The sequence below is a fragment of the Pseudomonas sp. HMSC065H01 genome (assembly GCF_001815235.1).
Lineage (GTDB): Bacteria > Pseudomonadota > Gammaproteobacteria > Pseudomonadales > Pseudomonadaceae > Pseudomonas > Pseudomonas aeruginosa.
Genome location: NZ_KV819859.1, coordinates 67,703 through 89,377, shown reverse-complemented (window position 1 = coordinate 89,377; position 21,675 = coordinate 67,703). Strand labels below are relative to the sequence as shown.

Sequence of the window (21,675 nt, the reverse complement as noted above, 5' to 3'; positions counted from 1 at the left end):
GGGACGGCCCGGACAAGGGATTCAGACGTTTTCCAGTTGCTTGAGCGGAATCCGTTCGAACTCCTTCTTCAATTGCGGCTGTTCGATGCGCTGCTTCCATGGGTCCTGCTCGAAGGACAGGGCGAATTGCAGGCGGTCGTTGAGCGCCTTGCGGTTTTCCGCGTCCTCGACCACCGCCTTGCGGATGTGCTCCATGCCGACCCGCTGCAGATAATGCACCGTGCGCTCCAGGTAGAAGGCTTCCTCGCGGTAGAGCTGGAGGAAGGCGCCGTTGTATTCGCGCACTTCTTCGGCGGTCTTGAGCTTGACGAAGAACTCCGCGACCTCGGTCTTGATCCCGCCGTTGCCGCCGATGTACATCTCCCAGCCGGAGTCCACGCCGATGATGCCGACGTCCTTGATCCCGGCCTCGGCGCAGTTGCGCGGGCAGCCGGAGACCGCCAGCTTGACCTTGTGCGGCGACCACATGTTGAACAGGTCGTGTTCCAGATCGATGCCCAGCTGCGTCGAGTTCTGCGTACCGAAGCGGCAGAATTCGCTGCCGACGCAGGTCTTCACGGTGCGGATGGATTTGCCGTAGGCATGTCCGGAGGGCATGTCGAGGTCTTTCCAGATGGCCGGCAGGTCGTCCTTCTTCACCCCCAGCAGGTCGATGCGCTGGCCACCGGTGACCTTGACCATCGGCACCTGGTACTTGTCGGCGACGTCGGCGATGCGCCGCAACTCGGCGGCGTTGGTCACGCCGCCCCACATCCGCGGTACCACCGAGTAGGTGCCGTCCTTCTGGATGTTGGCGTGGGCGCGTTCGTTGATCAGGCGCGACTGCGGATCGTCCTTGGCTTCTCCCGGCCAGGTCGAGATCAGGTAGTAGTTCAGGGCCGGGCGGCAGGTGGCACAGCCGTTCGGGGTCTTCCAGTCCATGAAGCGCATGGCGGCGTCGAGACTGGTCAGCCGGTGTTCGCGAATGGCCTTGCGGATCTGCCCGTGGTTGAGGTCGCTGCAGCCGCAGATGGCCTTCTCGCTCTTCGGCTTGACGTCGGCGGCGCCGCCGACGGTGCTGATCAGGATCTGTTCCACCAATCCCGCGCAGGAGCCGCAGGAGCTGGCGGCCTTGGTGTGTTTCTTGACTTCGTCGACGCTGAACAGGCCGTGTTCTTGTATGGCCTTGACGATGGTGCCCTTGCAGACGCCGTTGCAGCCACATACTTCGGCCGTGTCGGGCATGCTCGCGGCGCTGTTCTGGCCCTGGTGGCCGACATCGCCGAGGGCGTTCTCGCCGAACATCAGGTGGTCGCGGATCTGCGCGACGTTGTGGTTCTCGCGGATCTGCCGGAAGTACCAGCCGCCGTCGGCGGTGTCGCCGTAGAGACAGGCGCCGACCAGTACATCGTCCTTGATCACCAGCTTCTTGTAGACGCCGCCGATGGGGTCGGAAAGGGTGATGGTCTCGCTGCCTTCGCCGCCGATGAAGTCGCCGGCGGAGAACAGGTCGATACCGGTCACCTTGAGCTTGGTCGAGGTCACCGAGCCCTGGTAGCGGGCGTAGCCGAGATGAGCCAGGTGGTTGGCGCAGACCTTGGCCTGCTCGAACAGCGGCGCAACCAGGCCGTAGGCGATGCCACGGTGGTTGGCGCATTCGCCGACCGCATAGATGCGTGGGTCGTAGGTCTGCAGGGTGTCGTTGACCAGGATGCCGCGGTTGCAGGGGATGCCCGCGCTTTCGGCCAGCTCGGTATTGGGGCGGATGCCGGCGGCCATTACCACCAGGTCGGCGGGAATCACGTCGCCGTCGTTGAACTGCACGGCACAGACCCGGCCGCTGCCGTTGTCCATCAGTTCCTGGGTCTGGGTGTTCAGGCGGAAGCGGATGCCGCGGGCTTCCAGCGCGCCTTGCAGGAGTTTGCCGGCGGTGCGGTCCAGTTGGCGTTCCAGCAGCCAGTCGGAGAGGTGCACGACGGTCACGTCCATGCCGCGTTGCTTGAGGCCGTTGGCCGCCTCCAGGCCGAGCAGGCCGCCGCCGATCACCACCGCGTGGCTGTGGGTCCGGGCGCAGTCGATCATGGCCTGGGTGTCGGCGATGTCGCGGTAGCCGATCACGCCCTGCAGGCGATTGCCGGGTATCGGCAGGATGAAGGGGAGCGAGCCGGTGGCCAGCAGCAGGCGGTCGTACTCGGCCTCGCTGCCGTCCGCGGCGACCACCCTGCGGCGAAGCCGGTCGATCTGCACCACCTTGCGGTCGAGGAGGAGCTTGATGCCGTTTTCCGCATACCAGTTGAGGTCGTTGAGGACGATTTCCTCGAAGGTCTGCTCGCCGGCCAGCACCGGGGACAGCAGGATGCGGTTGTAGTTGGGATGGGGCTCGGCGCCGAACACCGTGATGTCGTAGAAGTCCGAGTTGAGCTTGAGCAGTTCTTCCAGGGTACGGACCCCGGCCATGCCGTTGCCGACCATCACCAGCTTGATCTTCTTCATGCGGAGTAGCTCCTGCATAAGGTTGGCGCAAACAAAAAAGGCGTCCCGCTGTTGCCAGCAGGACGCCTTTGTCCAGGTCCCGTTCGGTCGGGAAACGCCGCCTCGTCGTTGAGGCAGGCGCTTTGTTGTCGATTGTCGGGAGAACCCAAGCAGGCGCCGTGCCAACTTGCGCTGTTGCCTATCTCCATGGCCTTGCAGGGATAACGCGGGGCCTCCCCGCGGTCTTTCTGCCCCGTGCCGGGGCGTATCGCACCGGGCTGGTGCCTCTCAGCCCTTCAGCCAGACCAGAAGTAGCGCCAGGTTGGCGGCCAGGGACAGCAGGGCGATGGCGCGCCAGGTCTGCAGCGGTTCGCGCTCCAGCAATGGGCGGGTTGCCGCGGCCGGCAACGCTTCTCCCTGTTGCAGCGAGAGCAGCCATTCCTCGGCGGTCTCGAAGCGCTGTGCGGGGTCGCAGGCGACGGCGCGCAGCAGCAGGTCGTCGATCCAGGCCGGCAGGTCGGGGCGATAGCGGCTGGGCGGGACGGGGCGACCGAAGCGCGGGTGCTGGAAGGCTTCGATCTCGCCATAGGGATAGCGCCCGGTCAGCGCCTGGTAGAGGCAGACGCCGGTGGCGTAGAGATCCTGGCGCACCGAGGGCGAGGTGCCGGAGAAGCACTCCGGCGCCAGGTAGCTGGGCGTACCCGGTAGCAGATGGGGGTCTTCGCGCGACAATCCCGGACACCAGGCCAGGCCGAAATCCAGCAGGCGCAGCTCGCCGTCGCGGCCGAGGTGGAGATTTTCCGGCTTGAGGTCGCGGTGCAGCAGGTTGCGTCGATGCAACTGGCCAAGCCCGCGCAGCAGCTGGTTGGCCAGCCCCAGCCACTCCGGCAGCGACAGCGGGCCATGGTTGCGCAAGCGCTCGGCGAGAGTCTCTCCGGGGTGCTCGCGCATCAGGTAATACAGATGCTGGCGTTGCGCCAATCCGTGCAGCTCGGGGAAATGCCGGCCCTGGACGCGGCGCAGGAACCATTCCTCGAGCAGCAGGGCCTGGGTTGCCAGCGGATCGTCGGCACGTGCGGCGGGAAGGGTCTTCAGCAGCCAGGGTTGGCCCTGGCCATCCTCGACCCGGTAGAGCAGGGACTGGCGGGATTCGCCGAGCAACTGCCGGACCCGCCAGCCTTCGAAGAGCTGGTCGGGCTTCAGCGGTGGCGGCAGTGGCCAGTGGCCCAGTTGCGCGAGGGCGTCGCCGAGGCTGCCTGCGGGCACGGCTTCCACGCGCACCAGCAGGGCGCTGGCGTTGTCCTGGCTGCCTGCCAGGTGGGCGGCGCGAACCAGGGCCTCGGCGCTGCGCTGCGGCTCTTCGGCGTTGCGCAGGATGCTGCGGATGCCGCTGTCGCCCAGCGTCGCCCAGACGCCGTCGCTGACCAGTAGCCACTGGCTGCCGGGCTCCAGATCGCCTTCCAGATAGTCGACCACCAGATGCTGGTCCAGTCCCAGGGCGCGGGTCAGCACGTGTTGCATGTGCGGCTGTTCCCAGACGTGGTCGCTGGTCTGCCGGAGCAACTCGCCGTCGCGCCACAGGTAGGCCCGGCAATCGCCGACGTGGGCCAGGGTGTAGCGGGTGCCGCGCAGCACCAGGGCGGTGAGGGTGGTGAGCAGCGGCTGGCCGCCACCATTGGCCTGTAGCCAGCGGTTCTGCGCCAGCAGCAGGCGGTCCAGGGACTGCACGATGGCCCAGGTTTCCGGAGTCGCATAGTAATCCAGGGCCAGCGCTTGCAGGCTGCTGCGCGCCGCCAGGCCGCCATCGGCGCACTGGCTGACACCGTCGGCGATGGCCAGCAGGTGTCCCTTGCTGGCGGCCAGGGCCGGCGCCGGGGTGACCACCCGCAGCGCGTCCTGGTTTTCCGTGCGAGGCCCGCAGGCGCTGGCTTCGCCAATGCTCAGTCGCAACCCCACGCTCAGACCCGCGCGGCGGTGACCGCGGCCGAGCCCCAGGTGGTGCGCCAGCGCCGCTTCACCCCGTGGAGGCCGAACCAGGCCAGCACGCCGAGACTGGCGAACAGCCACAGGCCGAGCTGGTAGTCGCCGGTGCTTTGCTTGATCGCGCCGAGGCCGGCAGTCAGGCAGAAGCCGCCGATGCCGCCGGCCATGCCGATCAGCCCGGTCATCACGCCGATTTCCTTGTGGAAGCGCTGCGGTACCAACTGGAACACCGCGCCATTACCGGCACCGAGACTGAGCATGGCGACCACGAACAGGCCGAGGGCGGCCATCGCGCTGGGCAAGTGGAAACCGACCGCGGCGATGCAGATGGCGGCCAGGGTGTACACCATCAGCAGGCTGCGGATGCCGCCGATGCGATCGGCGAGGGCGCCACCGAGCGGGCGCATCAGGCTGCCGGCGAAGACGCAGGCGGCGGTGTAGTAGCCGGCGGTCACCGGGTTCAGGCCGTACTGGTCGTGGAAATAGCCGGGCAGGGTGCTGGCCAGGCCGAGGAAGCCGCCGAAGGTGACGCTGTAGAAGAACATGAACCACCAGCTGTCGCGGTCGCCGAGGGCTTTCAGGTAATCGCCCATGGCCTTGGGCGCCGGCCGCTGCGGGGCGTTGCGCGCGACCATGGCGAACACCAGGAGGGTCAGGACGAGCGGCAGCAGGGCGAAGCCGAACACATTGTTCCAGCCGAACGCGGCGGCCAGGCCGGGGGCGAAGAGGGCGGCGAGCACGGTGCCGGAGTTGCCCGCGCCGGCGATGCCCATGGCCTTGCCCTGGTGTTGCGGCGGGTACCATTGCGATGCGAGCGGCAGGGCCACGGCGAAGGATGCCCCGGCGAAGCCGAGGAACAACCCCAGCAGCAGTGCCTGCGCATAGCTGTTCACGCCCAGCAGCCAGGCGGCCGCCAGGGCGGCGATGACGATGACCTGGGCGAGGATGCCGGCGCTCTTCGGCGACCAGCGATCGGCCAGCAGGCCGAGCAGGAAGCGCAGTACGGCGCCGGCGAGGATCGGCGTGGCGACCATCATCGCGCGCTGTTGGGTGCTCAGTTGCAGGTCGCCGGCAATCTGCACCCCCAGCGGGCCGAGCACGTACCAGACCATGAAGCTCAGGTCGAAATAGAGAAACGCCGCGAACAGGGTCGGCGCATGGCCGGCCTTCCAGAAGCTGTTGTTCATCGAACACCTCGTATCCAGCGGAATCGGGGCGGAACGGCCGCCCGGCGGAAGTTGCATCGCTACAAGGTGAGCGTCCGACAGCGGACCACCCACCCGCCCCGACGCTGGGGCGAAACGACGAAGACGCCACGGGCCTCTGCCGGGAAGGAGAGGCCGCGCGACGTCTTTGTCGGGGATGGGTAACCGCCGTTGGCTACCGTCAGGCAGGACGTAGCAAGCTCTTTGCCAAGTTGTCGAAAGCGCGGCGTAGAGCGGTTGCAGGGACAACCATGGCGTCGGGCGTGCACGCCGCGGTGGCAGGCGTCGGGGGCTTGCACAGGGCTGGGGCGGCGCGTCCGTGCGCCGTCGGCGGTTCAGCGATGGGCGGTGTTCAGGTGGTAGATGGTCACGCGGCTGCCTTCGCCGCTGTCGCCGGCGTTGTCGTTCACGTAGGCGCCGGCCTTGAAATAGAGCAACTGGTCGTTCCAGGCGCTGCCGAGGGTCTGGTAGTAAGCGTCCTCTTCGCCGTCCTGGCTGCGCGCGCGCACCGCCAACTCGCCGCTGGAGGTGACGCGCAGGCTGTAGTTGAAGCGCTCGCCCAGGCGTACCTGCTCGAGGATCGACACGTTGCGGCTATAGGAATCGTCCGGGTGGTTGCGTACCAGCGCCTCGACCCGGCCGAGGCCTTCCTCGGGCTTGTAGTAGTACTGCAGCTTCACCAGAGGTTCGCCGTCGTCGGTCTGTGGCGACTTGCTGTGGATCTGGCCGATGATCACCTTGTTCTTCGAGGGGACCTTCTCGACGCTCATGGTCACCCGCAGTTCGTTGTCGGCCTGCCAGTAGTACCAGTTGTCGAGGCTGCCGTCGGCCTGGGTTTCGCGCAGTTCGGTGCGAGGATAGGTGCTGTCCTCGGTGTGCGAGCCGTCGATGGGCACCCAGAAGACCAGGCCGCCATCGTTGCCTTGCTGGAAGTACCGGCTCTGGTAGCCGTTGTTGAGTTGCTGGGTGGTGATCACCTGCGGGGTGGGTTCGGTGGGAATGGTAAGGTTCCAGGTGCTGAGATCGATCATGCTGAGCATCTCCTGACCGCTGAGTCGGCGGTGCGGTTCGGGCGGACGCCTGCGGCTCCTAGCCCTGGGCGTCCACTGCGGGCCTCCCTGGTCATGCTAGTCGAGGGTGGCGAGGGGGTAGCTCCCAGAACGGATAGGGCCGTTCCGGGCGCACGAGCATAGCCGCGCCGCTCTGCGCCGGGGGCCAGCAGGGTGGCTGGCGATATGATCGCCAGCTGCCCAGCCGGATTCAGCCGCCGAGCATGTCGTGCATGGCGATGATCTGCTCGGCGACCTGGATCAGCTTCTGCTGGCGGCTCATGGCCTGGCGTCGCATCAGCGTGTAGGCCTCCTCCTCGCCGCAATGCTTCATCTTCATCAGCAGGCCCTTGGCCAGCTCGATGCGCTTGCGCTCGGCCAGCTGCGCCTCGCGCGCCTGCAGTTGAGCGCGCAGCGCCTGGTCGCTCTCGAAGCGCGCCATGGCGACGTCGAGGATCGGTTGCAGGCGGCTGGCCTGGATGCCTTCGACGATGTAGGCGCTGACCCCGGACTGGATGGCGCGGCGCATCACTCCCGGATCGTGCTCGTCGGTGAACATCACGATCGGGCGCGGCTGGTCGCGGCTGACCAGGCAGACCTGCTCCATCACGTCGCGGCCGGGAGACTCCGTGTCGATCAGGATCACGTCGGGACGCAGCGCTTCGACGCGCGCCGGCAGGTCGATGGTCAGCCCCGACTCGTCCACCACTTCGAAACCGCTCTCGAGCAGGGCGGCCCTGAGGCGTCCGACTTTCTTCGGCGTGTCGTCGATCAGCAGGATACGCAGCATGGCGGGCGCACCAGGGTCAGAAGTCGATGCCCTGGCCGGTTTCGGCCAGGGCGTGGATCGGGAAGCTGCGGGCGTAGCCGGCGGGGTCGCTGCCGTCCCAGGTGCGCCCGTCGATCAGTGTCGAGCGGCGCATGTCGGCGCCGTCCAGGCACAGGCCAAGGGCCGTCGCGGCATCGCGGTACAGCGCGGTCTGCTGGACCCTGCGGGCGATGCCCAGGTAGTCCGGGTCTTCGCGCAGCAGGCCCCAGCGGCGGAATTGGGTCATGAACCACATGCCATCCGAGAGCCAGGGCCGGTTGACTTCGCCGTCGGCATAGAAACGCAGCGGATGCGGGTCCTGCCAGGCGTTGCCGAGGCCGTCCTGGTAGCGGCCGAAGAAGCGCGGCTGGATCGCGCCGAGCGGAGCGTCGACATAGTCGCGGCCGCTGATCAGTTGCGCGGTGCCCAGGCGGTTCTCGGCGTTCTGTTCGATGAAGCGGCTGGCGTCGAGGACCGCCATGACCAGCGCGCGGGCGGTGTTCGGGTAGGCGTCGACGAAGGCGCGGGTAGTGCCGAGGACCTTTTCCGGGTGGTCCGGCCAGATCGCCTGGCTGGTGGCGATGGTGAAGCCCTGGCCCTGGTCCACGGCCAGGGCGCCCCAGGGTCCGCCGGCGCAGAACCCGTCGATGCGCCCGGCCTGGAGATGGCCGACCATCTGCGCCGGTGGAACCACCACGCTGTGCACGTCGTGCAGCGGATGCAGACCGATGCTCGCCAGCCAGTAGTTCAGCCAGAGCGCGTGGGTACCGGTGGGAAAGGTCTGCGCCAGGGTCAGGCGTGCACCATTCTGGCGCCGATGCCGGAGCAGTGCCTCCGCACTGGTCACGCCAGCCTGCTTCAGCGGTTCGGAAAGATTGATCGCCTGGCCGTTCTGGCACAGTCCCATGAGCACCGCCATCTCGCTTGCCGCGCTGCCGCCGAGGCCGAGCTGGACGCCGTAGACCAGCCCGTACAGGCACTGCGCGGCATCCAGCTCGCCGCTGAGCAGTTTGTCGCGCAAGGTGGCCCAGGACGGTTGGCGCCTGAGATTGAGCGTGAGGCCGTAGGGCTGGGCGAAGCCCTGGGTGGCGGCCACGATCAGCGAGGCCGAATCGGTCAGCGCCATGAAACCGATGTCCAGGGCGCTCTTTTCCGGTGCGTCGGAACCGCCGGCCCAGGCCTGGCTGCGTATCGCTCTGTCTGTCATCACCACCTCGAGTGCGGGAGGGCGGCGCGGGCCGTCCCGTTTTCCAGTGCGCAGGCGCCGTCGTCGGCGCGCTTTTCCATAGCTGCCACAGCAAGCGCTATGCCAGGCGGCGCGGGGGTTTTCGCCGGGCAAGAAAAAGCCCCGCACGGGGCGGGGCTTGTTCGACGCGTCGCTGGATCAGGCCTGGACGACCGGGATCTTGGCGTTCGCAGCCGCTTCGCGGAACTCGGCGATCTGGTCGAAGCTCAGGTAGCGGTAGACGTCGGCAGCCATGCTGTCGATGTCCTTCGCGTAGGCCATGTACTCCTCCACGGTCGGCAGTTTGCCGAGGATCGAGGAGACCGCCGCCAGCTCGGCCGATGCCAGGAACACATCGGTGGCATCGCCCAGACGGTTCGGGAAGTTACGGGTCGAAGTGGAGACCACGGTGGAACCGGTCTGGACGCGAGCCTGGTTGCCCATGCACAGCGAGCAGCCCGGCATTTCCATGCGCGCGCCAGCCTTGCCGTAGATGCCGTAGTAGCCTTCCTCGGTCAGCTGGTGGGCGTCCATCTTGGTCGGCGGAGCCAGCCACAGACGGGTCGGGATGCCGCCCTTGACCTTGTCCAGCAGCTTGCCGGCGGCGCGGAAGTGACCGATGTTGGTCATGCAGGAGCCGATGAACACTTCATCGATCTTGCGGCCCTGTACGCTCGACAGCAGACGCGCGTCGTCCGGATCGTTCGGCGCGCAGAGCACCGGCTCCTTGACGTCGGCCAGGTCGATCTCGATCACCGCGGCGTACTCGGCGTCCTTGTCGGCTTCCAGCAGCTCCGGCTTGGCCAGCCAGGCTTCCATCGCCTGGGCGCGACGCTCCAGGGTGCGCGGGTCGCCGTAGCCTTCGCCGATCATCCAGCGCAGCAGGGTGATGTTGGACTTCAGGTACTCGGCGATCGCCTGTTCCGGCAGCTTGATGGTGCAGCCGGCGGCGGAACGCTCGGCCGAGGCGTCGGACAGCTCGAAGGCCTGCTCCACGGTCAGGTCGTTGAGGCCTTCGATCTCGAGGATGCGGCCGGAGAAGATGTTCTTCTTGCCCTTCTTCTCGACGGTCAGCAGGCCCTGCTGGATCGCGTAGTAAGGGATCGCATGGACCAGGTCACGCAGGGTGATGCCCGGTTGCAGCTTGCCCTTGAAGCGCACCAGCACCGACTCCGGCATGTCCAGCGGCATCACGCCGGTGGCGGCGGCGAAGGCCACCAGGCCGGAGCCGGCCGGGAACGAGATGCCGATCGGGAAGCGGGTGTGCGAGTCGCCGCCGGTACCAACGGTATCGGGCAGCAGCATGCGGTTCAGCCAGCTGTGGATGATGCCGTCGCCCGGACGCAGCGACACGCCGCCACGGGTCATGATGAAGTCGGGCAGGGTGTGGTGGGTCTTGACGTCGATCGGCTTCGGATAGGCCGCGGTGTGGCAGAAGGACTGCATCACCAGGTCGGCGGAGAAGCCGAGGCAGGCGAGGTCCTTCAGTTCGTCGCGGGTCATCGGGCCGGTGGTGTCCTGGGAACCGACGGTGGTCATCTTCGGTTCGCAGTAGGTGCCCGGGCGCACGCCCTGGCCTTCCGGCAGACCGCAGGCGCGGCCGACCATTTTCTGCGCCAGGGTGAAGCCCTTGCCGCTATCGGCCGGTGCTTCCGGCTTGCGGAACAGGTCGGAGGCGCCCAGGCCCAGCTCGGCGCGGGCCTTCTCGGTCAGGCCACGGCCGACGATCAGCGGGATACGGCCGCCGGCGCGGACTTCGTCGAGCAGGACCGGGGTCTTCAGCTCGAAGGTGGTGACCACTTCGCCGCTGTCGTGGCGAACGACCTTGCCTTCATAGGGGTATACGTCGATGACGTCGCCCATGGCCAGGTTGGTGCAGTCGAACTCGATCGGCAGGGCGCCGGCATCTTCCATGGTGTTGTAGAAGATCGGTGCGATCTTGGTGCCGAAGCAGAAGCCGCCGGCACGCTTGTTCGGCACGAACGGAATGTCGTCGCCGAAGAACCACAGCACCGAGTTGGTGGCGGATTTGCGCGAGGAACCGGTGCCGACCACGTCGCCGACGTAGGCGACCGGGAAGCCCTTGGCCTTGACCGCTTCGATCTGCTTCAGCGGACCGACCGAACCCGGCTGGACCGGCTCGATGCCGTCGCGGGCCATCTTCAGCATGGCCAGGGCGTGCAGCGGGATGTCCGGGCGCGACCAGGCGTCGGGGGCCGGGGAGAGGTCGTCGGTGTTGGTTTCGCCGGGGACCTTGAATACGGTGAGAGTCAGCTTTTCCGGGACTTCCGGCTTGGCCTTGAACCACTCGCCATCGGCCCAGGATTGCAGCACGGACTTGGCCGCGGCATTGCCCTTCTTGGCGCGCTCGGCGACGTCGTGGAAGGCGTCGAACATCAGCAGGGTGTGCTTCAGCTGTTCGGCGGCGGTGTTGGCCAGTTCGGCGTCGTCCAGCAGCTCGACCAGGGTGGCGATGTTGTAGCCGCCCTGCATGGTGCCCAGCAGCTCGGCGGCACGTTGCTTGTCGATAAGGGGGGAGGTGGCTTCGCCCTTGACGATGGCGGAAAGGAAACCGGCCTTGACGTAGGCGGCTTCGTCGACGCCCGGCGGTACGCGGTTGGTGATCAGGTCAAGGAGGAATTCTTCTTCGCCGGCCGGCGGGTTCTTCAGCAGCTCGACCAGGCCTGCGGTCTGTTCGGCGTTCAGCGGTTGGGGCACGACACCCTGGGCGGCACGCTCTTCTACGTGTTTGCGGTAGGCTTCAAGCACAGTATTTCCCTCATCAGTGGTCCCGGGGGACACGTATCCAGGAACCGACGCAGATCCGCTCGTCAGGCCCAGGTGGACGGTAATCCACCAACCTACGAGGGCATCGGCAGGTTCCAGACAGAAGCTGTTTTCAAAGTTTTACGCCGGCGGGCTGGGGTGGGGCTGGCGAGACGCTTGAGGGAGGCGCCGTCGCCAGCGTACCTGCCGGAAACTGTGCTCGTGACGCTTTGAAAACAGCTTCTAACGGACATTGGCGCCTAAAAAGGCGGGCCAATGTTACTGGAAACTCGACGCAAAGTTAAGTCGGAAACCCTAGGAACCACGGGGTGAACTTGATTAGACAAAGGGCTAAGATGCCGCTTTGTTTTCGTTGTCCCGGCCATGTCTTCGCAAAGAATCAAAACCCCCTGCGTAGGGCTTTGCTCCACGGTATACGGCGACCTGGTATGCCGTGGCTGCAAGCGTTTCCACCATGAGGTGGTCAACTGGAACCTCTACGACGCCGAGGAAAAGCGGGCTGTCTGGAGTCGCCTTGAGCAGTTGCTGGCCCAGGTGATGGCCGCCAAGCTGGAAGTCTTCGACGCCGCGCGCCTGCGCCTGCAACTGGAGCAGCGGCAGATCCGTTTCGTCCCCGAGCAGTCCCCCTATTGCTGGGCCTACCAGTTGATCGCCCGCGGTTCCCGGCTGATCAACCAGATCGAAGCCTACGGCGTGGCACTGTTGCCGGAATTCCGCGACTGGAGCCTGCCGGACCTGCGCGATGCCATCGACCGGGAATTCTTCCTGCTGTCGGAAGCGCATTACCAGCGCTACATCGCGCCCTCGTTCCTGCAGGCGATCGACAGATAGGCGGTGTCTCCAGCGAAAAAAGCCGCCCTTGGGCGGCTTTTCCGTCCGACCAGCGGTCACTCCTTGCTGGCCAGCTCCTCCAGGTGGGCGATGATGTCGTCCGGCTTCAACACCAGCACGTCGCTTTCCAGGGTATCCAGCACCACTTCCGCGGTATTGCCGATCAGCGCGCCGGACAACCCGGTGCGCGCCACGGTGCCGATCACGGTGACCACCGCGTCGAGCTTCTGCGCGGTGCGCGGGATCAGCACGTCGGCCGGACCTTCCTCGATGTGCAATTGTTCGTCGCTGAAACCGTACTCGGCCTGGAAGGTGCGGCAGGCCTCGCGATAGCGGGCCTCGATGGTTTCGCTGAGCTGGAAGGTCGGGTCGGCAGAGGAGAGCATCGGCGAGGGGTGGGCGCTGATCACGTGCAGCGTGGCCTTGGCCAGGCCGGCGATGTCGTAGGCATGGCTGATGATCCCGGCGTGCAGGGAGCGGTGCTCGCCGTCGTTGTTGCCGACGTCGACCGCGGCGAGGATCTTTCCGCCCGTCCAGGGCCGGGCGGTCTTGGTCATCAGTACCGGACAGGGCGCGAAGCGCAGCAGCTTCCAGTCGTCCGGGGTGAGGATGGCCTTTTTCAGCGGGTTGTCGGGAAAGTGCTGCTTGATGATCAGCCCGCAGCCTTCGGCCTGTTGCTCGGCGATGATGGTCTGGTGCAGGGAGTCCTTCCAGGCCTGGTTGGTCGAGACGCTGTAGCCTTCCTCGCGCAGCTCCTGGGCCAGGTCGTTGAGAGCGGCGCTGTGGTCGCGGCGCTTCTCGCAGACCAGCAGGTGCAGGTGCGACTGGGTCACGCCGGCGATCAGTTGTGCCCGTTTCAGGGCGAGACCTTCCAGCTGGTCCGGTTCAATCACCACGAGGATGCTGCGAATGGCTTGCATGATCGTCTCCCTGAGTGCTTGTGGTTATCGCTGAAACAACTCTAGACGCAATCCAGCCGCTGCTCTTGATGCATATCAAACGGGTCGGCCTGCCCGACCGCCGCAGCTTCCGTATAATGCTCCGCCTTTCCTGCCCCGACCAGCGTCATGGCAGGCCCTTTCCAGAATGAGTGACCTGCACCATGTTGCCCGAGATCGACCAATTCCTTGCCTGTTCCACTCCCGCCGCCTGGGTCGAGGCGGCCCTGGAGCGCCAGGACGTCATGCTGCTGGACCACAAGGCCTGCGAGATGAAGGCCGCGGCGACGGCGATGCAACTGATCGGCAAGTACTCCGGCCGCCTGGACCTGGTGAACAAGATGAGCCGCCTGGCGCGCGAGGAGCTGCGCCACTTCGAGCAGGTGCTGGCGATCCTGAAGAAACGCGGTATCCCGGTGGTCAATGTCAGCGCCTCCCGCTACGCCTCGGCGCTGCGCGACCTGGTGCGCAAGCAGGAGCCGCAGCGGCTGACCGATACGCTGGTGGTCGGCGCCTTCATCGAGGCGCGTTCCTGCGAGCGCTTCGCCGCCCTGGTGCCGCACCTGGACGCGGAGCTGGCGAAATTCTACGGCGGTTTGCTGAAGTCCGAGTCGCGGCATTTCCAGGACTACCTGAAGCTGGCCTACCAGTACGGCGACGAGGCCGACGTGGAGCGGACGATCGAGGTGGTGCGGGCCAAGGAGGCCGAGCTGATCAGCAGTCCGGACAACGAATTCCGCTTCCATAGCGGCCTCCCGGTGGACCTGGTGGCCTGAGCCGGAAACAAGAAAGCGCCCCGCGGGGCGCTTTTTTTGCTGCCTGGATCAGTCCTTGACCTTGAGGTCGAGGGCCAGGTCGCGGGCGGCCTTGGTCGCCAGAACGCCCATCAGCTGGCCGATCTCGTCCTGGCGGCTCGCCGCGCCGTTGGCGCCGGCACCCATCATTACGCTGGGGACGGGGGCCTGGGCGGCGGCTTCGGCCCAGACCTTGTTGATCGCGATCAGCGCGTCGAGCTTCGGCTGCAACGCGCCGTCCGCCTTGATCACCGCTTCGCGGGCGTAAGCCTCGGCGTCGGCGGTGATCTTGGTGGCCTGGGCGGTCACCGTGGCCTTGTCGCGCAGCAGTTCGGCGGTCTGCTTCTCGATCTCGGCGCGCTGCTTCTCGCGCTCGGCGTTGATCACCGCCAATTGCTTGTCGGTTTCCGCCTGGGTGGTGCGTTCGATCTGGTCGCGCAGGGTTTCCTGGCGCTTGGCCTCGACTTCCTTCTCGCCGCGGGCGGTGACCAGCAGCTTTTCCTCTTCTTCCTTCAGGCGGTTCTGCCGCGCCACCGCCAGCTCGGCGAGCGCCTGCTGGACCTTGACCATGCGCTGCTTGTACTGCGGGTTGGGATCGACGTTGGTGATCCGCGCTTCCACCACCTCGACGCCGAACTTGCGGAACTGCTGTTGCTTGCGTACCGGGATGCCCTTGGCATCGGTGACCTTCTCGGTGACGAACTGGCTGGCGTTGTTGTCGCCGAACGCTCCCTGCTCGGTGCCGGCCTGGAGGATCGCGGTCTGGTGCGGAATGGCGCCGCGCGGCCCGCGGACTTCCTTGCGCTTGATCAGGTACAGGCCGTCGTTGAGCTGGTTCTCGAACTCGGCGGCGAATTCGCTGCGGGCTCCGGCGTAGTAGTCGTCGGCGCTCATCAGCGAAGCGGTGGCCTGGAGGGTTTCCTTGATCGCCGGCACCAGTGCGGTGCGGATGAAATTGTCCGGGTTGCGATATTCCTGGGCCATCTTCAGGAACGGCTCGCCGCCGGGCAGGCGAAAGCGCGCGGAAGATTCGACCTTGGCGTCGACGTTGCCGAGGAACACGATCGGGAAAGCCTCGATGGTGGCGCCGAGGCCGTCGTTGTCCGGATTGGTGTCGTTATCGTCCATGACCAGCACGGACTGCACGCTGATGGCCTTCTTCCAGGTGGTGGCGCGACCGAACCACTTGGTCGCGTAGCCGACGTCATCGACGATCTTCTCGTCGCCGAAGATGGTCCTTACGTGGGTCATGAAGCCGGCTTCGTTATAGAAGAATACGCCGTTGAACAGGCCGAAGCCGAGGGCGAGCACGCCGAGGGGGGCGGCGACGAACTTGATCAGGTTTCCCTTCGAGATGATCACGATCATTCCTTGATGCGGGGTGGGGGAGCGCGATCCTGCTGAAAGGTGGCCCGCGACGTCAAGATGGACGGCGGAAAAAATGCGAATCGCATAATGCTTCGCTGAAAGGCCCGCATGGCGGGCCTGGGGTGGGTCAGAGCGGGAAGGGCGCCTGGCGATGGCCGTTGGCGTCGATCTCCAGGGCCCAGCCCTGGCGGTCCCAGTCGCCGAGCACGATGCGCCGGGCGGGCTGGCCGTCGATGTCCAGCGGGTGTTCGGCCGGCCGATGAGTGTGGCCGTGGATCAGGGTACGCACGCCATGCCCGCGCATGACCCGGGGCACTTCTTCGGGCGTGACATCGATGATGTCGACGGCTTTCATGCGGGTCTGCGCGCGGCTTTCCTTGCGCAGCTTGCGTGCCAGCTTGTGCCGGGTGGCCAGCGGCAGGTGGCGCAGTACCCAGAGCGTGAGCGGGTTGCGCAGCCAGCGGCGCAGGCGCATGTAGGCCTCGTCTCGGGTGCACAGGCTGTCCCCGTGCATCAGCAATACCGGCTCGCCGTACAGGTCGATAACGCTCGGGTCGGGCAGCAGCGTGCATCCGGCCTCGCGGCAGAACGCCTTGCCAATGAGGAAGTCGCGATTGCCGTGCATCAGGTAGATGCGCGTACCGCCGTCGGCCACCTGGCGCAGGGACTGGGCGATGGAGCGCTGGAAGGCGTCCATGCCGTCGTCGCCGATCCAGGCTTCGAAGAAGTCGCCGAGGATGTACAGGGCCTCGGCCCGACGGGCGCGCTCATCGAGGAAAGACAGAAACGCCCGGGTGATGTCCGGGCGTTCCGCTTCGAGATGCAGGTCCGAGATGAACAGGACGCTCATCGCTTCATTCTTCGACGATTTCGGCCTTCTCGATGATCACGTCCTCGGCCGGCACGTCCTGGTGGCCGCTGCGCATGGTGGTGGCCACGCCCTTGATCTTGTTGACCACGTCCATGCCCTCGACCACTTCGCCGAAGACGGCATAGCCCCAGCCCTGGGTGGTGGGGGCGGTATGGTTGAGGAAATCGTTGTCGGCGACGTTGATGAAGAACTGCGCGCTGGCCGAATGCGGGTCCATGGTACGAGCCATGGCGATGCTGCCGACCTTGTTGGTCAGGCCGTTGTTGGCTTCGTTCTTGATCGGTGCGCGAGTGGGCTTCTGCTTCATGCCCGGCTCGAAACCGCCGCCCTGGATCATGAAGTTGTTGATCACGCGGTGGAAGACGGTGTTGTCGTAGTGGCCGCTTTTCACGTACTCCTTGAAGTTCGCCGCGGTTTCCGGGGCTTTCTCTTCATCGAGCTTCAGGGTGATGACGCCATGGTTGGTATGCAGCTTGATCATGTGGGTAATCCGCTTTGTCGTGAAAATCGAAGGCCTGTCAGGGGGTTGACAGCTTCGGCTATGATAAGCGCTTTGATTTGCCCGGCCTACCCTGGTCGGGCGAGAGCATGACCAAGGATCCCATGAGCAAGCCAGAGACCACCGCCGCCCCGAACTTCCTGCGCCAGATCGTTCAAGCCGACCTGGATGCCGGCAAGCACGCGAAGATCGTCACCCGTTTCCCCCCGGAGCCCAACGGTTACCTGCACATCGGCCACGCCAAGTCGATCTGCCTGAACTTCGGCCTGGCCCAGGAATTCGCTGGCGATTGCCATCTGCGCTTCGATGACACCAACCCGGCCAAGGAAGACCAGGAGTACATCGATGCCATCGAGGCCGACATCAAGTGGCTGGGCTTCCAGTGGTCCGGCGAGGTCTGCTATGCCTCCAACTATTTCGACCAGTTGCATGCCTGGGCCATCGAGCTGATCAAGGCCGGCAAGGCGTTCGTCTGCGACCTCGGTCCCGAGGAAATGCGCGAATACCGCGGCACCCTCACCGAGCCGGGCCGCAACAGCCCTTACCGTGACCGTTCGGTGGAGGAGAACCTCGACCTGTTCGCCCGCATGAAGGCCGGTGAGTTCCCCGACGGCGCCCGTTCGCTGCGGGCGAAGATCGACATGGGTTCGCCGAACATGAACCTGCGCGATCCGATCCTGTACCGCATCCGCCATGCGCATCACCACCAGACCGGCGACAAGTGGTGCATCTACCCGAGCTACGACTTCACCCACGGTCAGTCGGACGCCATCGAGGGCATCACCCATTCGATCTGCACCCTGGAATTCGAAGACCATCGTCCGCTCTACGAGTGGTTCCTGGCCAACCTGCCGGTACCTGCGCAACCGCGCCAGTACGAATTCTCCCGGCTCAACCTGAACTACACCGTGACCAGCAAGCGCAAGCTCAAGCAACTGGTCGACGAAGGCCATGTCAGCGGCTGGGACGATCCGCGGATGTCGACCCTGTCCGGCTATCGCCGCCGCGGCTATACCCCGGAGTCGATCCGCAACTTCTGCGAGATGATCGGGGTGAACCGCGCCAGCGGCGTGGTCGACATCGGCATGCTCGAGTTCAGCATCCGCGACCACCTGGACGCCACCGCGCCGCGTGCCATGTGCGTGCTGAAACCGCTCAAGGTGGTGATCACCAACTACCCCGAAGGGCAGGTGGAGAACCTCGAGTTGCCGCGTCATCCGAAGGAAGACATGGGAGTGCGCGTACTGCCGTTCGGTCGCGAGCTGTTCATCGATGCCGGTGACTTCGAGGAAGTCCCGCCGGCCGGCTACAAGCGCCTGATCCCCGGTGGCGAGGTGCGTCTGCGCGGCAGCTACGTGATCCGTGCCGACGAAGCGATCAAGGATGCCGACGGCAATATCGTCGAACTGCGCTGCAGCTACGATCCGGACACCCTGGGCAAGAACCCGGAAGGCCGCAAGGTCAAGGGCGTGATCCACTGGGTGCCGGCCGAGGGCAGCGTCGAGTGCGAAGTGCGCCTGTACGATCGGCTGTTCCGCTCGGCCAATCCGGAGAAGGCGGAAGAGGGCGGCAGCTTCCTCGACAACATCAACGCCGACTCCCTGCAGGTACTGGCCGGCTGTCGCGCCGAGCCGTCGCTGGGCCAGGCGAACCCGGAGGATCGCTTCCAGTTCGAGCGCGAAGGCTATTTCGTCGCCGACCTGAAGGACTCCAGGCCGGGCAAGCCGGTGTTCAACCGTACCGTCACCCTGCGTGACTCCTGGGGACAGGGCTGAGGAAAGACCGTGCTGCAGATCTACAACACGCTGAGCAAGACCAAAGAAGTCTTCACGCCGCTGGTCGGCAACCAGGTGCGCATGTACGTGTGTGGCATGACCGTGTACGACTACTGCCATCTGGGCCACGGCCGCAGCATGGTGGCGTTCGACGTGATCACCCGCTGGTTGCGCCACCGTGGCTACGACCTGACGTACGTGCGCAACATCACCGATATCGATGACAAGATCATCAATCGCGCCAACGAGAACGGCGAGCCGTTCGATGTGCTGACCGAGCGCATGATCGCGGCGATGCACGAGGACGAGGCCCGGCTGAACATCCTCAAGCCGGACCAGGAGCCACGCGCCACCGATCACATCGCCGGCATGCACGCGATGATCCAGATCCTGATCGACAAGGGCTATGCCTACGCGCCGGGCAACGGTGACGTGTACTACCGGGTCGGCAAGTTCGCTGGCTACGGCAAGTTGTCGCGGCGGCGGGTCGAGGACCTGCGCATCGGTGCGCGGATCGAGCCGGGCGAAGCGAAGGAGGATCCGCTCGATTTCGTGCTCTGGAAGGGCGCCAAGCCTGGCGAACCGAGCTGGTCGTCGCCCTGGGGCGAGGGGCGCCCGGGCTGGCACATCGAATGCTCGGTGATGTCCACCTGCTGCCTGGGCGATTCCTTCGACATCCATGGCGGTGGCAACGACCTGGAGTTCCCTCATCACGAGAACGAGATCGCCCAGAGCGAGGCCGCGACCGGCAAGCCCTACGCCAAGTCCTGGCTGCACTGCGGGATGATCACCATCAACGGCGAGAAGATGTCCAAGTCGCTGGGCAATTTCTTCACCATCCGCGAAGTGCTGGAGAAATATCACCCCGAAGTGGTGCGTTACCTGCTGATCGCCAGCCATTACCGCAGTCCGATCAACTACTCGGAGGAGAACCTGCGCGAGGCCAAGGCGGCCCTGGACCGTTTCTACAACGCGCTCAAGGGGCTGCCCGAGGCGGCGCCGGCGGAAGCGGCGGAGTATGTCGAGCGCTTCGCCGCGGCGATGGACGACGACTTCAATACCGCGGGTGCCTGCGCGGTGCTGTTCGAGCTGGCGCGGGAGGTCAATCGTCTGCGCGAAAGCGACCTGTCGGCGGCGGCCGCGCTGGCCGCGCGCCTGAAGCAGTTGGCTGGCCTGCTGGGGGTGCTGCAACTGGAGCCGGAAGCCTTCCTGCAGGCGGGCGCCGAGGGCAAGGTCGATGCGGCCGAGGTCGAGGCGCTGATCCAGGCGCGCCTGGAGGCGCGGGCGGCGAAGAACTGGGCGGAGTCCGACCGGATTCGCGATCGGCTCACCGCCATGGGCGTCGTGCTGGAGGATGGCAAGGGCGGCACTACCTGGCGCCTGGCCGACTGAACCCGCAGCGATAAATGAAAAGCCCCGCGAACGCGGGGCTTTTCATTACCGGCGACCTCAGTCGTGCAGGTGTTCGGCGGCGTGCAGGGTATTTTCCAGCAGGCAGGCGCGGGTCATCGGCCCGACGCCGCCCGGCACCGGGGTGATCCAGCTGGCGCGTTGCGCTGCCACTTCGTATTCCACGTCGCCGACCAGGCGGCCGTCGGCCTGGCGGTTGATGCCGACGTCGATGACGATGGCGCCTTCCTTGATCCACTCGCCCTTGACCAGTCCCGGCTTGCCGGCAGCGACCACCACCAGGTCGGCACGCGACACATGGTCGGCCAGGTCGCGGGTGAAGCGGTGGGTCACGGTGACGGTGCAGCCACCCAGCAGCAACTCCAGAGCCATGGGGCGGCCGACGATGTTCGAGGCGCCGACCACGACCGCATCCATGCCGTACAGGTCGGCGCCGGTGCTGGCGAGCAGGGTCATGATGCCTTTCGGGGTGCAGGGGCGCAGGAGGGGCATGCGCTGGGCCAGGCGGCCGATGTTGTAGGGATGGAAACCGTCCACGTCCTTGTCCGGGTGGATGCGCTCCAGCAGCAGGGAGGCGTCCAGGTGGGCGGGCAGGGGTAGCTGGACCAGGATGCCGTCGATGGCGGGATCGTCGTTCAGGCGGTCGATCAGGGCCAGCAGGTCGTCCTGGCTGGTTTCGGCGGGAAGATCGTAGGCCTGGGAGAGAAAGCCGACTTCCTCGCAGTCCTTGCGCTTGTGCGCCACATAGACCTGAGAGGCCGGATCGGTGCCGACCAGGATCACCGCCAGGCCGGGAACGCGCAGGCCTTGCTGGCGGCGCTCGGTCACGCGTTGGGCTATCTGCTGGCGAAGGTTGGCGGCGATCGCTTTGCCGTCGATCAGTTGTGCGGTCATGTCGGAAGGGTAACCATCGAATCGGGTGGAAAAAGGACGCGCATTTTCGCATGGACGCCGCCCGGGGCAAAGGAGGCGACCCGCGGATTTGCCGTAACTCCTTTATATAGCTGAATTTTTTTAAAAAACCCGTTGACGGCCTTTCGCCCCCTGTATAACATGCGCCCCGCTTGCCGAGCACAGCCGGACGCAGGGTAAGAGGTAAAGCAAGTCGGTTGCTGACTTTGTGATTGCCAGAGCTTAAAGTTTGCGCTCAGCATTGAATGCAGATGAATAAAGCGCCCGTAGCTCAGCTGGATAGAGCATCCGCCTTCTAAGCGGATGGTCGCAGGTTCGAGTCCTGCCGGGTGCGCCATTCGGCGAATCGGCAAGAAGCAGGCGATGTTTTACCGCAAGTCGTAATATGGTGGGCGTAGCTCAGTTGGTAGAGCACAGGATTGTGGCTCCTGGTGTCGTGGGTTCGATTCCCATCGTCCACCCCATATTCCGAAGCGCCAGGCCCGGGGCCTGGCGTTTTCATTTCCAAGCAGTGTCCCGCGGACGTGGTGGAATTGGTAGACACACTGGATTTAGGTTCCAGCGCCGCAAGGCGTGAGAGTTCGAGTCTCTCCGTCCGCACCACCTTCAGGCTCGGCTTGTCCGGCCGCTGCGGTTGAAGCCGGAACGTCCGGCACGATTCACGATATGGTGGGCGTAGCTCAGTTGGTAGAGCACAGGATTGTGGCTCCTGGTGTCGTGGGTTCGATTCCCATCGTCCACCCCATATTTCGAAGCGCCAGGCCTTGTG

The 21,675-nt window shown here is 65.6% G+C and carries 16 protein-coding genes and 4 tRNA genes; 8 read left to right on the top strand and 12 right to left on the bottom strand.

The window, feature by feature from the left end:
- Window positions 1-21: 21 nt before the first annotated feature.
- From nirB to acnB, 7 genes are all read right to left on the bottom strand, one after another.
- The gene (gene nirB / locus HMPREF3014_RS08115) at window positions 22-2,472 is read right to left on the bottom strand and encodes a nitrite reductase large subunit NirB (RefSeq protein ID WP_010794038.1); all 2,451 of its coding nucleotides are present in this window, start codon (window positions 2,470-2,472) and stop codon (window positions 22-24) included.
- A 267-nt stretch (window positions 2,473-2,739) separates the two neighbouring features.
- The gene (locus HMPREF3014_RS08110) at window positions 2,740-4,335 is read right to left on the bottom strand and encodes a bifunctional protein-serine/threonine kinase/phosphatase (protein ID WP_004342954.1); all 1,596 of its coding nucleotides are present in this window, start codon (window positions 4,333-4,335) and stop codon (window positions 2,740-2,742) included.
- Window positions 4,336-4,409: 74 nt separating this feature from the next.
- Window positions 4,410-5,621 carry a NarK family nitrate/nitrite MFS transporter gene (locus HMPREF3014_RS08105; RefSeq protein ID WP_003087861.1) on the bottom strand — a complete coding sequence of 404 codons (1,212 nt, stop codon included), beginning with the start codon at window positions 5,619-5,621 and terminating at the stop codon, window positions 4,410-4,412.
- Between the two features lie 353 nt (window positions 5,622-5,974).
- On the bottom strand, window positions 5,975-6,670 hold the full coding sequence (locus HMPREF3014_RS08100) for a polysaccharide lyase family 7 protein (RefSeq protein ID WP_003087865.1): 696 nt from the start codon (window positions 6,668-6,670) through the stop codon (window positions 5,975-5,977).
- A 229-nt stretch (window positions 6,671-6,899) separates the two neighbouring features.
- Window positions 6,900-7,478, bottom strand: a complete 579-nt coding sequence (locus HMPREF3014_RS08095) for an ANTAR domain-containing response regulator (RefSeq protein ID WP_003087868.1) — start codon at window positions 7,476-7,478, stop codon at window positions 6,900-6,902.
- Between the two features lie 16 nt (window positions 7,479-7,494).
- On the bottom strand, window positions 7,495-8,703 hold the full coding sequence (locus tag HMPREF3014_RS08090; RefSeq protein WP_023087579.1) for a CmpA/NrtA family ABC transporter substrate-binding protein: 1,209 nt from the start codon (window positions 8,701-8,703) through the stop codon (window positions 7,495-7,497).
- 177 nt (window positions 8,704-8,880) lie between these two features.
- Window positions 8,881-11,490, bottom strand: a complete 2,610-nt coding sequence (gene acnB, locus HMPREF3014_RS08085; protein ID WP_003087875.1) for a bifunctional aconitate hydratase 2/2-methylisocitrate dehydratase — start codon at window positions 11,488-11,490, stop codon at window positions 8,881-8,883.
- A 381-nt stretch (window positions 11,491-11,871) separates the two neighbouring features.
- On the opposite strand from acnB, the gene HMPREF3014_RS08080 reads away from it, so the two are divergent.
- Window positions 11,872-12,339, top strand: coding sequence for a DUF1289 domain-containing protein (locus tag HMPREF3014_RS08080; RefSeq protein WP_003098041.1), 468 nt, complete (start codon window positions 11,872-11,874; stop codon window positions 12,337-12,339).
- 56 nt (window positions 12,340-12,395) lie between these two features.
- Here the strand turns inward: HMPREF3014_RS08080 and HMPREF3014_RS08075 are convergent, their stop codons facing one another.
- Window positions 12,396-13,259, bottom strand: a complete 864-nt coding sequence (locus HMPREF3014_RS08075; protein WP_003087881.1) for a universal stress protein — start codon at window positions 13,257-13,259, stop codon at window positions 12,396-12,398.
- Window positions 13,260-13,429: 170 nt separating this feature from the next.
- Between HMPREF3014_RS08075 and HMPREF3014_RS08070 the strand changes: the two genes are divergently transcribed.
- Window positions 13,430-14,053, top strand: coding sequence for a tRNA isopentenyl-2-thiomethyl-A-37 hydroxylase MiaE (locus HMPREF3014_RS08070; protein ID WP_004342965.1), 624 nt, complete (start codon window positions 13,430-13,432; stop codon window positions 14,051-14,053).
- A gap of 48 nt (window positions 14,054-14,101) precedes the next feature.
- Here the strand turns inward: HMPREF3014_RS08070 and HMPREF3014_RS08065 are convergent, their stop codons facing one another.
- From HMPREF3014_RS08065 to HMPREF3014_RS08055, 3 genes are all read right to left on the bottom strand, one after another.
- Complete coding sequence (locus tag HMPREF3014_RS08065; protein WP_003087885.1) at window positions 14,102-15,433, bottom strand: SPFH domain-containing protein; 1,332 nt, start codon at window positions 15,431-15,433, stop codon at window positions 14,102-14,104.
- 133 nt (window positions 15,434-15,566) lie between these two features.
- Complete coding sequence (gene lpxH, locus HMPREF3014_RS08060) at window positions 15,567-16,289, bottom strand: UDP-2,3-diacylglucosamine diphosphatase (protein ID WP_003113585.1); 723 nt, start codon at window positions 16,287-16,289, stop codon at window positions 15,567-15,569.
- Between the two features lie 4 nt (window positions 16,290-16,293).
- On the bottom strand, window positions 16,294-16,791 hold the full coding sequence (locus HMPREF3014_RS08055) for a peptidylprolyl isomerase (protein WP_003087890.1): 498 nt from the start codon (window positions 16,789-16,791) through the stop codon (window positions 16,294-16,296).
- Between the two features lie 122 nt (window positions 16,792-16,913).
- On the opposite strand from HMPREF3014_RS08055, the gene HMPREF3014_RS08050 reads away from it, so the two are divergent.
- Both HMPREF3014_RS08050 and cysS read left to right on the top strand, forming a co-directional pair.
- Complete coding sequence (locus HMPREF3014_RS08050; RefSeq protein ID WP_003098032.1) at window positions 16,914-18,584, top strand: glutamine--tRNA ligase/YqeY domain fusion protein; 1,671 nt, start codon at window positions 16,914-16,916, stop codon at window positions 18,582-18,584.
- Window positions 18,585-18,593: 9 nt separating this feature from the next.
- Complete coding sequence (gene cysS / locus HMPREF3014_RS08045; protein WP_023087578.1) at window positions 18,594-19,976, top strand: cysteine--tRNA ligase; 1,383 nt, start codon at window positions 18,594-18,596, stop codon at window positions 19,974-19,976.
- Window positions 19,977-20,033: 57 nt separating this feature from the next.
- On the opposite strand, the gene folD is transcribed toward cysS, so the two are convergent.
- Window positions 20,034-20,888, bottom strand: a complete 855-nt coding sequence (gene folD / locus HMPREF3014_RS08040) for a bifunctional methylenetetrahydrofolate dehydrogenase/methenyltetrahydrofolate cyclohydrolase FolD (RefSeq protein WP_003087898.1) — start codon at window positions 20,886-20,888, stop codon at window positions 20,034-20,036.
- A gap of 278 nt (window positions 20,889-21,166) precedes the next feature.
- Here folD and HMPREF3014_RS08035 point away from each other — a divergent pair.
- The 4 genes from HMPREF3014_RS08035 (at window position 21,167) to HMPREF3014_RS08020 (ending at window position 21,651) form a co-directional block, all read left to right on the top strand.
- Window positions 21,167-21,243: transfer RNA gene (locus tag HMPREF3014_RS08035), tRNA-Arg, on the top strand.
- A 51-nt stretch (window positions 21,244-21,294) separates the two neighbouring features.
- A tRNA-His gene (locus HMPREF3014_RS08030) sits at window positions 21,295-21,370 on the top strand.
- Between the two features lie 54 nt (window positions 21,371-21,424).
- Window positions 21,425-21,509, top strand: a tRNA-Leu gene (locus HMPREF3014_RS08025).
- Between the two features lie 66 nt (window positions 21,510-21,575).
- Window positions 21,576-21,651 (top strand) — tRNA-His (locus HMPREF3014_RS08020).
- The last annotated feature ends 24 nt before the right edge of the window (window positions 21,652-21,675 follow it).

What these genes read in the sequence shown, in the direction of transcription:
- HMPREF3014_RS08055 (WP_003087890.1), bottom strand. Translation starts at nt 16,791, where the DNA reads ATGATCAAGCTGCATACCAACCATGGCGTCATCACCCTGAAGCTCGAT.
- HMPREF3014_RS08100 (WP_003087865.1), bottom strand. Translation starts at nt 6,670, where the DNA reads ATGATCGATCTCAGCACCTGGAACCTTACCATTCCCACCGAACCCACC.
- HMPREF3014_RS08080 (WP_003098041.1), top strand. Translation starts at nt 11,872, where the DNA reads ATGTCTTCGCAAAGAATCAAAACCCCCTGCGTAGGGCTTTGCTCCACG.
- HMPREF3014_RS08050 (WP_003098032.1), top strand. Translation starts at nt 16,914, where the DNA reads ATGAGCAAGCCAGAGACCACCGCCGCCCCGAACTTCCTGCGCCAGATC.
- HMPREF3014_RS08075 (WP_003087881.1), bottom strand. Translation starts at nt 13,259, where the DNA reads ATGCAAGCCATTCGCAGCATCCTCGTGGTGATTGAACCGGACCAGCTG.
- HMPREF3014_RS08090 (WP_023087579.1), bottom strand. Translation starts at nt 8,703, where the DNA reads ATGACAGACAGAGCGATACGCAGCCAGGCCTGGGCCGGCGGTTCCGAC.
- nirB (WP_010794038.1), bottom strand. Translation starts at nt 2,472, where the DNA reads ATGAAGAAGATCAAGCTGGTGATGGTCGGCAACGGCATGGCCGGGGTC.
- HMPREF3014_RS08105 (WP_003087861.1), bottom strand. Translation starts at nt 5,621, where the DNA reads ATGAACAACAGCTTCTGGAAGGCCGGCCATGCGCCGACCCTGTTCGCG.
- HMPREF3014_RS08095 (WP_003087868.1), bottom strand. Translation starts at nt 7,478, where the DNA reads ATGCTGCGTATCCTGCTGATCGACGACACGCCGAAGAAAGTCGGACGC.
- lpxH (WP_003113585.1), bottom strand. Translation starts at nt 16,289, where the DNA reads ATGAGCGTCCTGTTCATCTCGGACCTGCATCTCGAAGCGGAACGCCCG.
- folD (WP_003087898.1), bottom strand. Translation starts at nt 20,888, where the DNA reads ATGACCGCACAACTGATCGACGGCAAAGCGATCGCCGCCAACCTTCGC.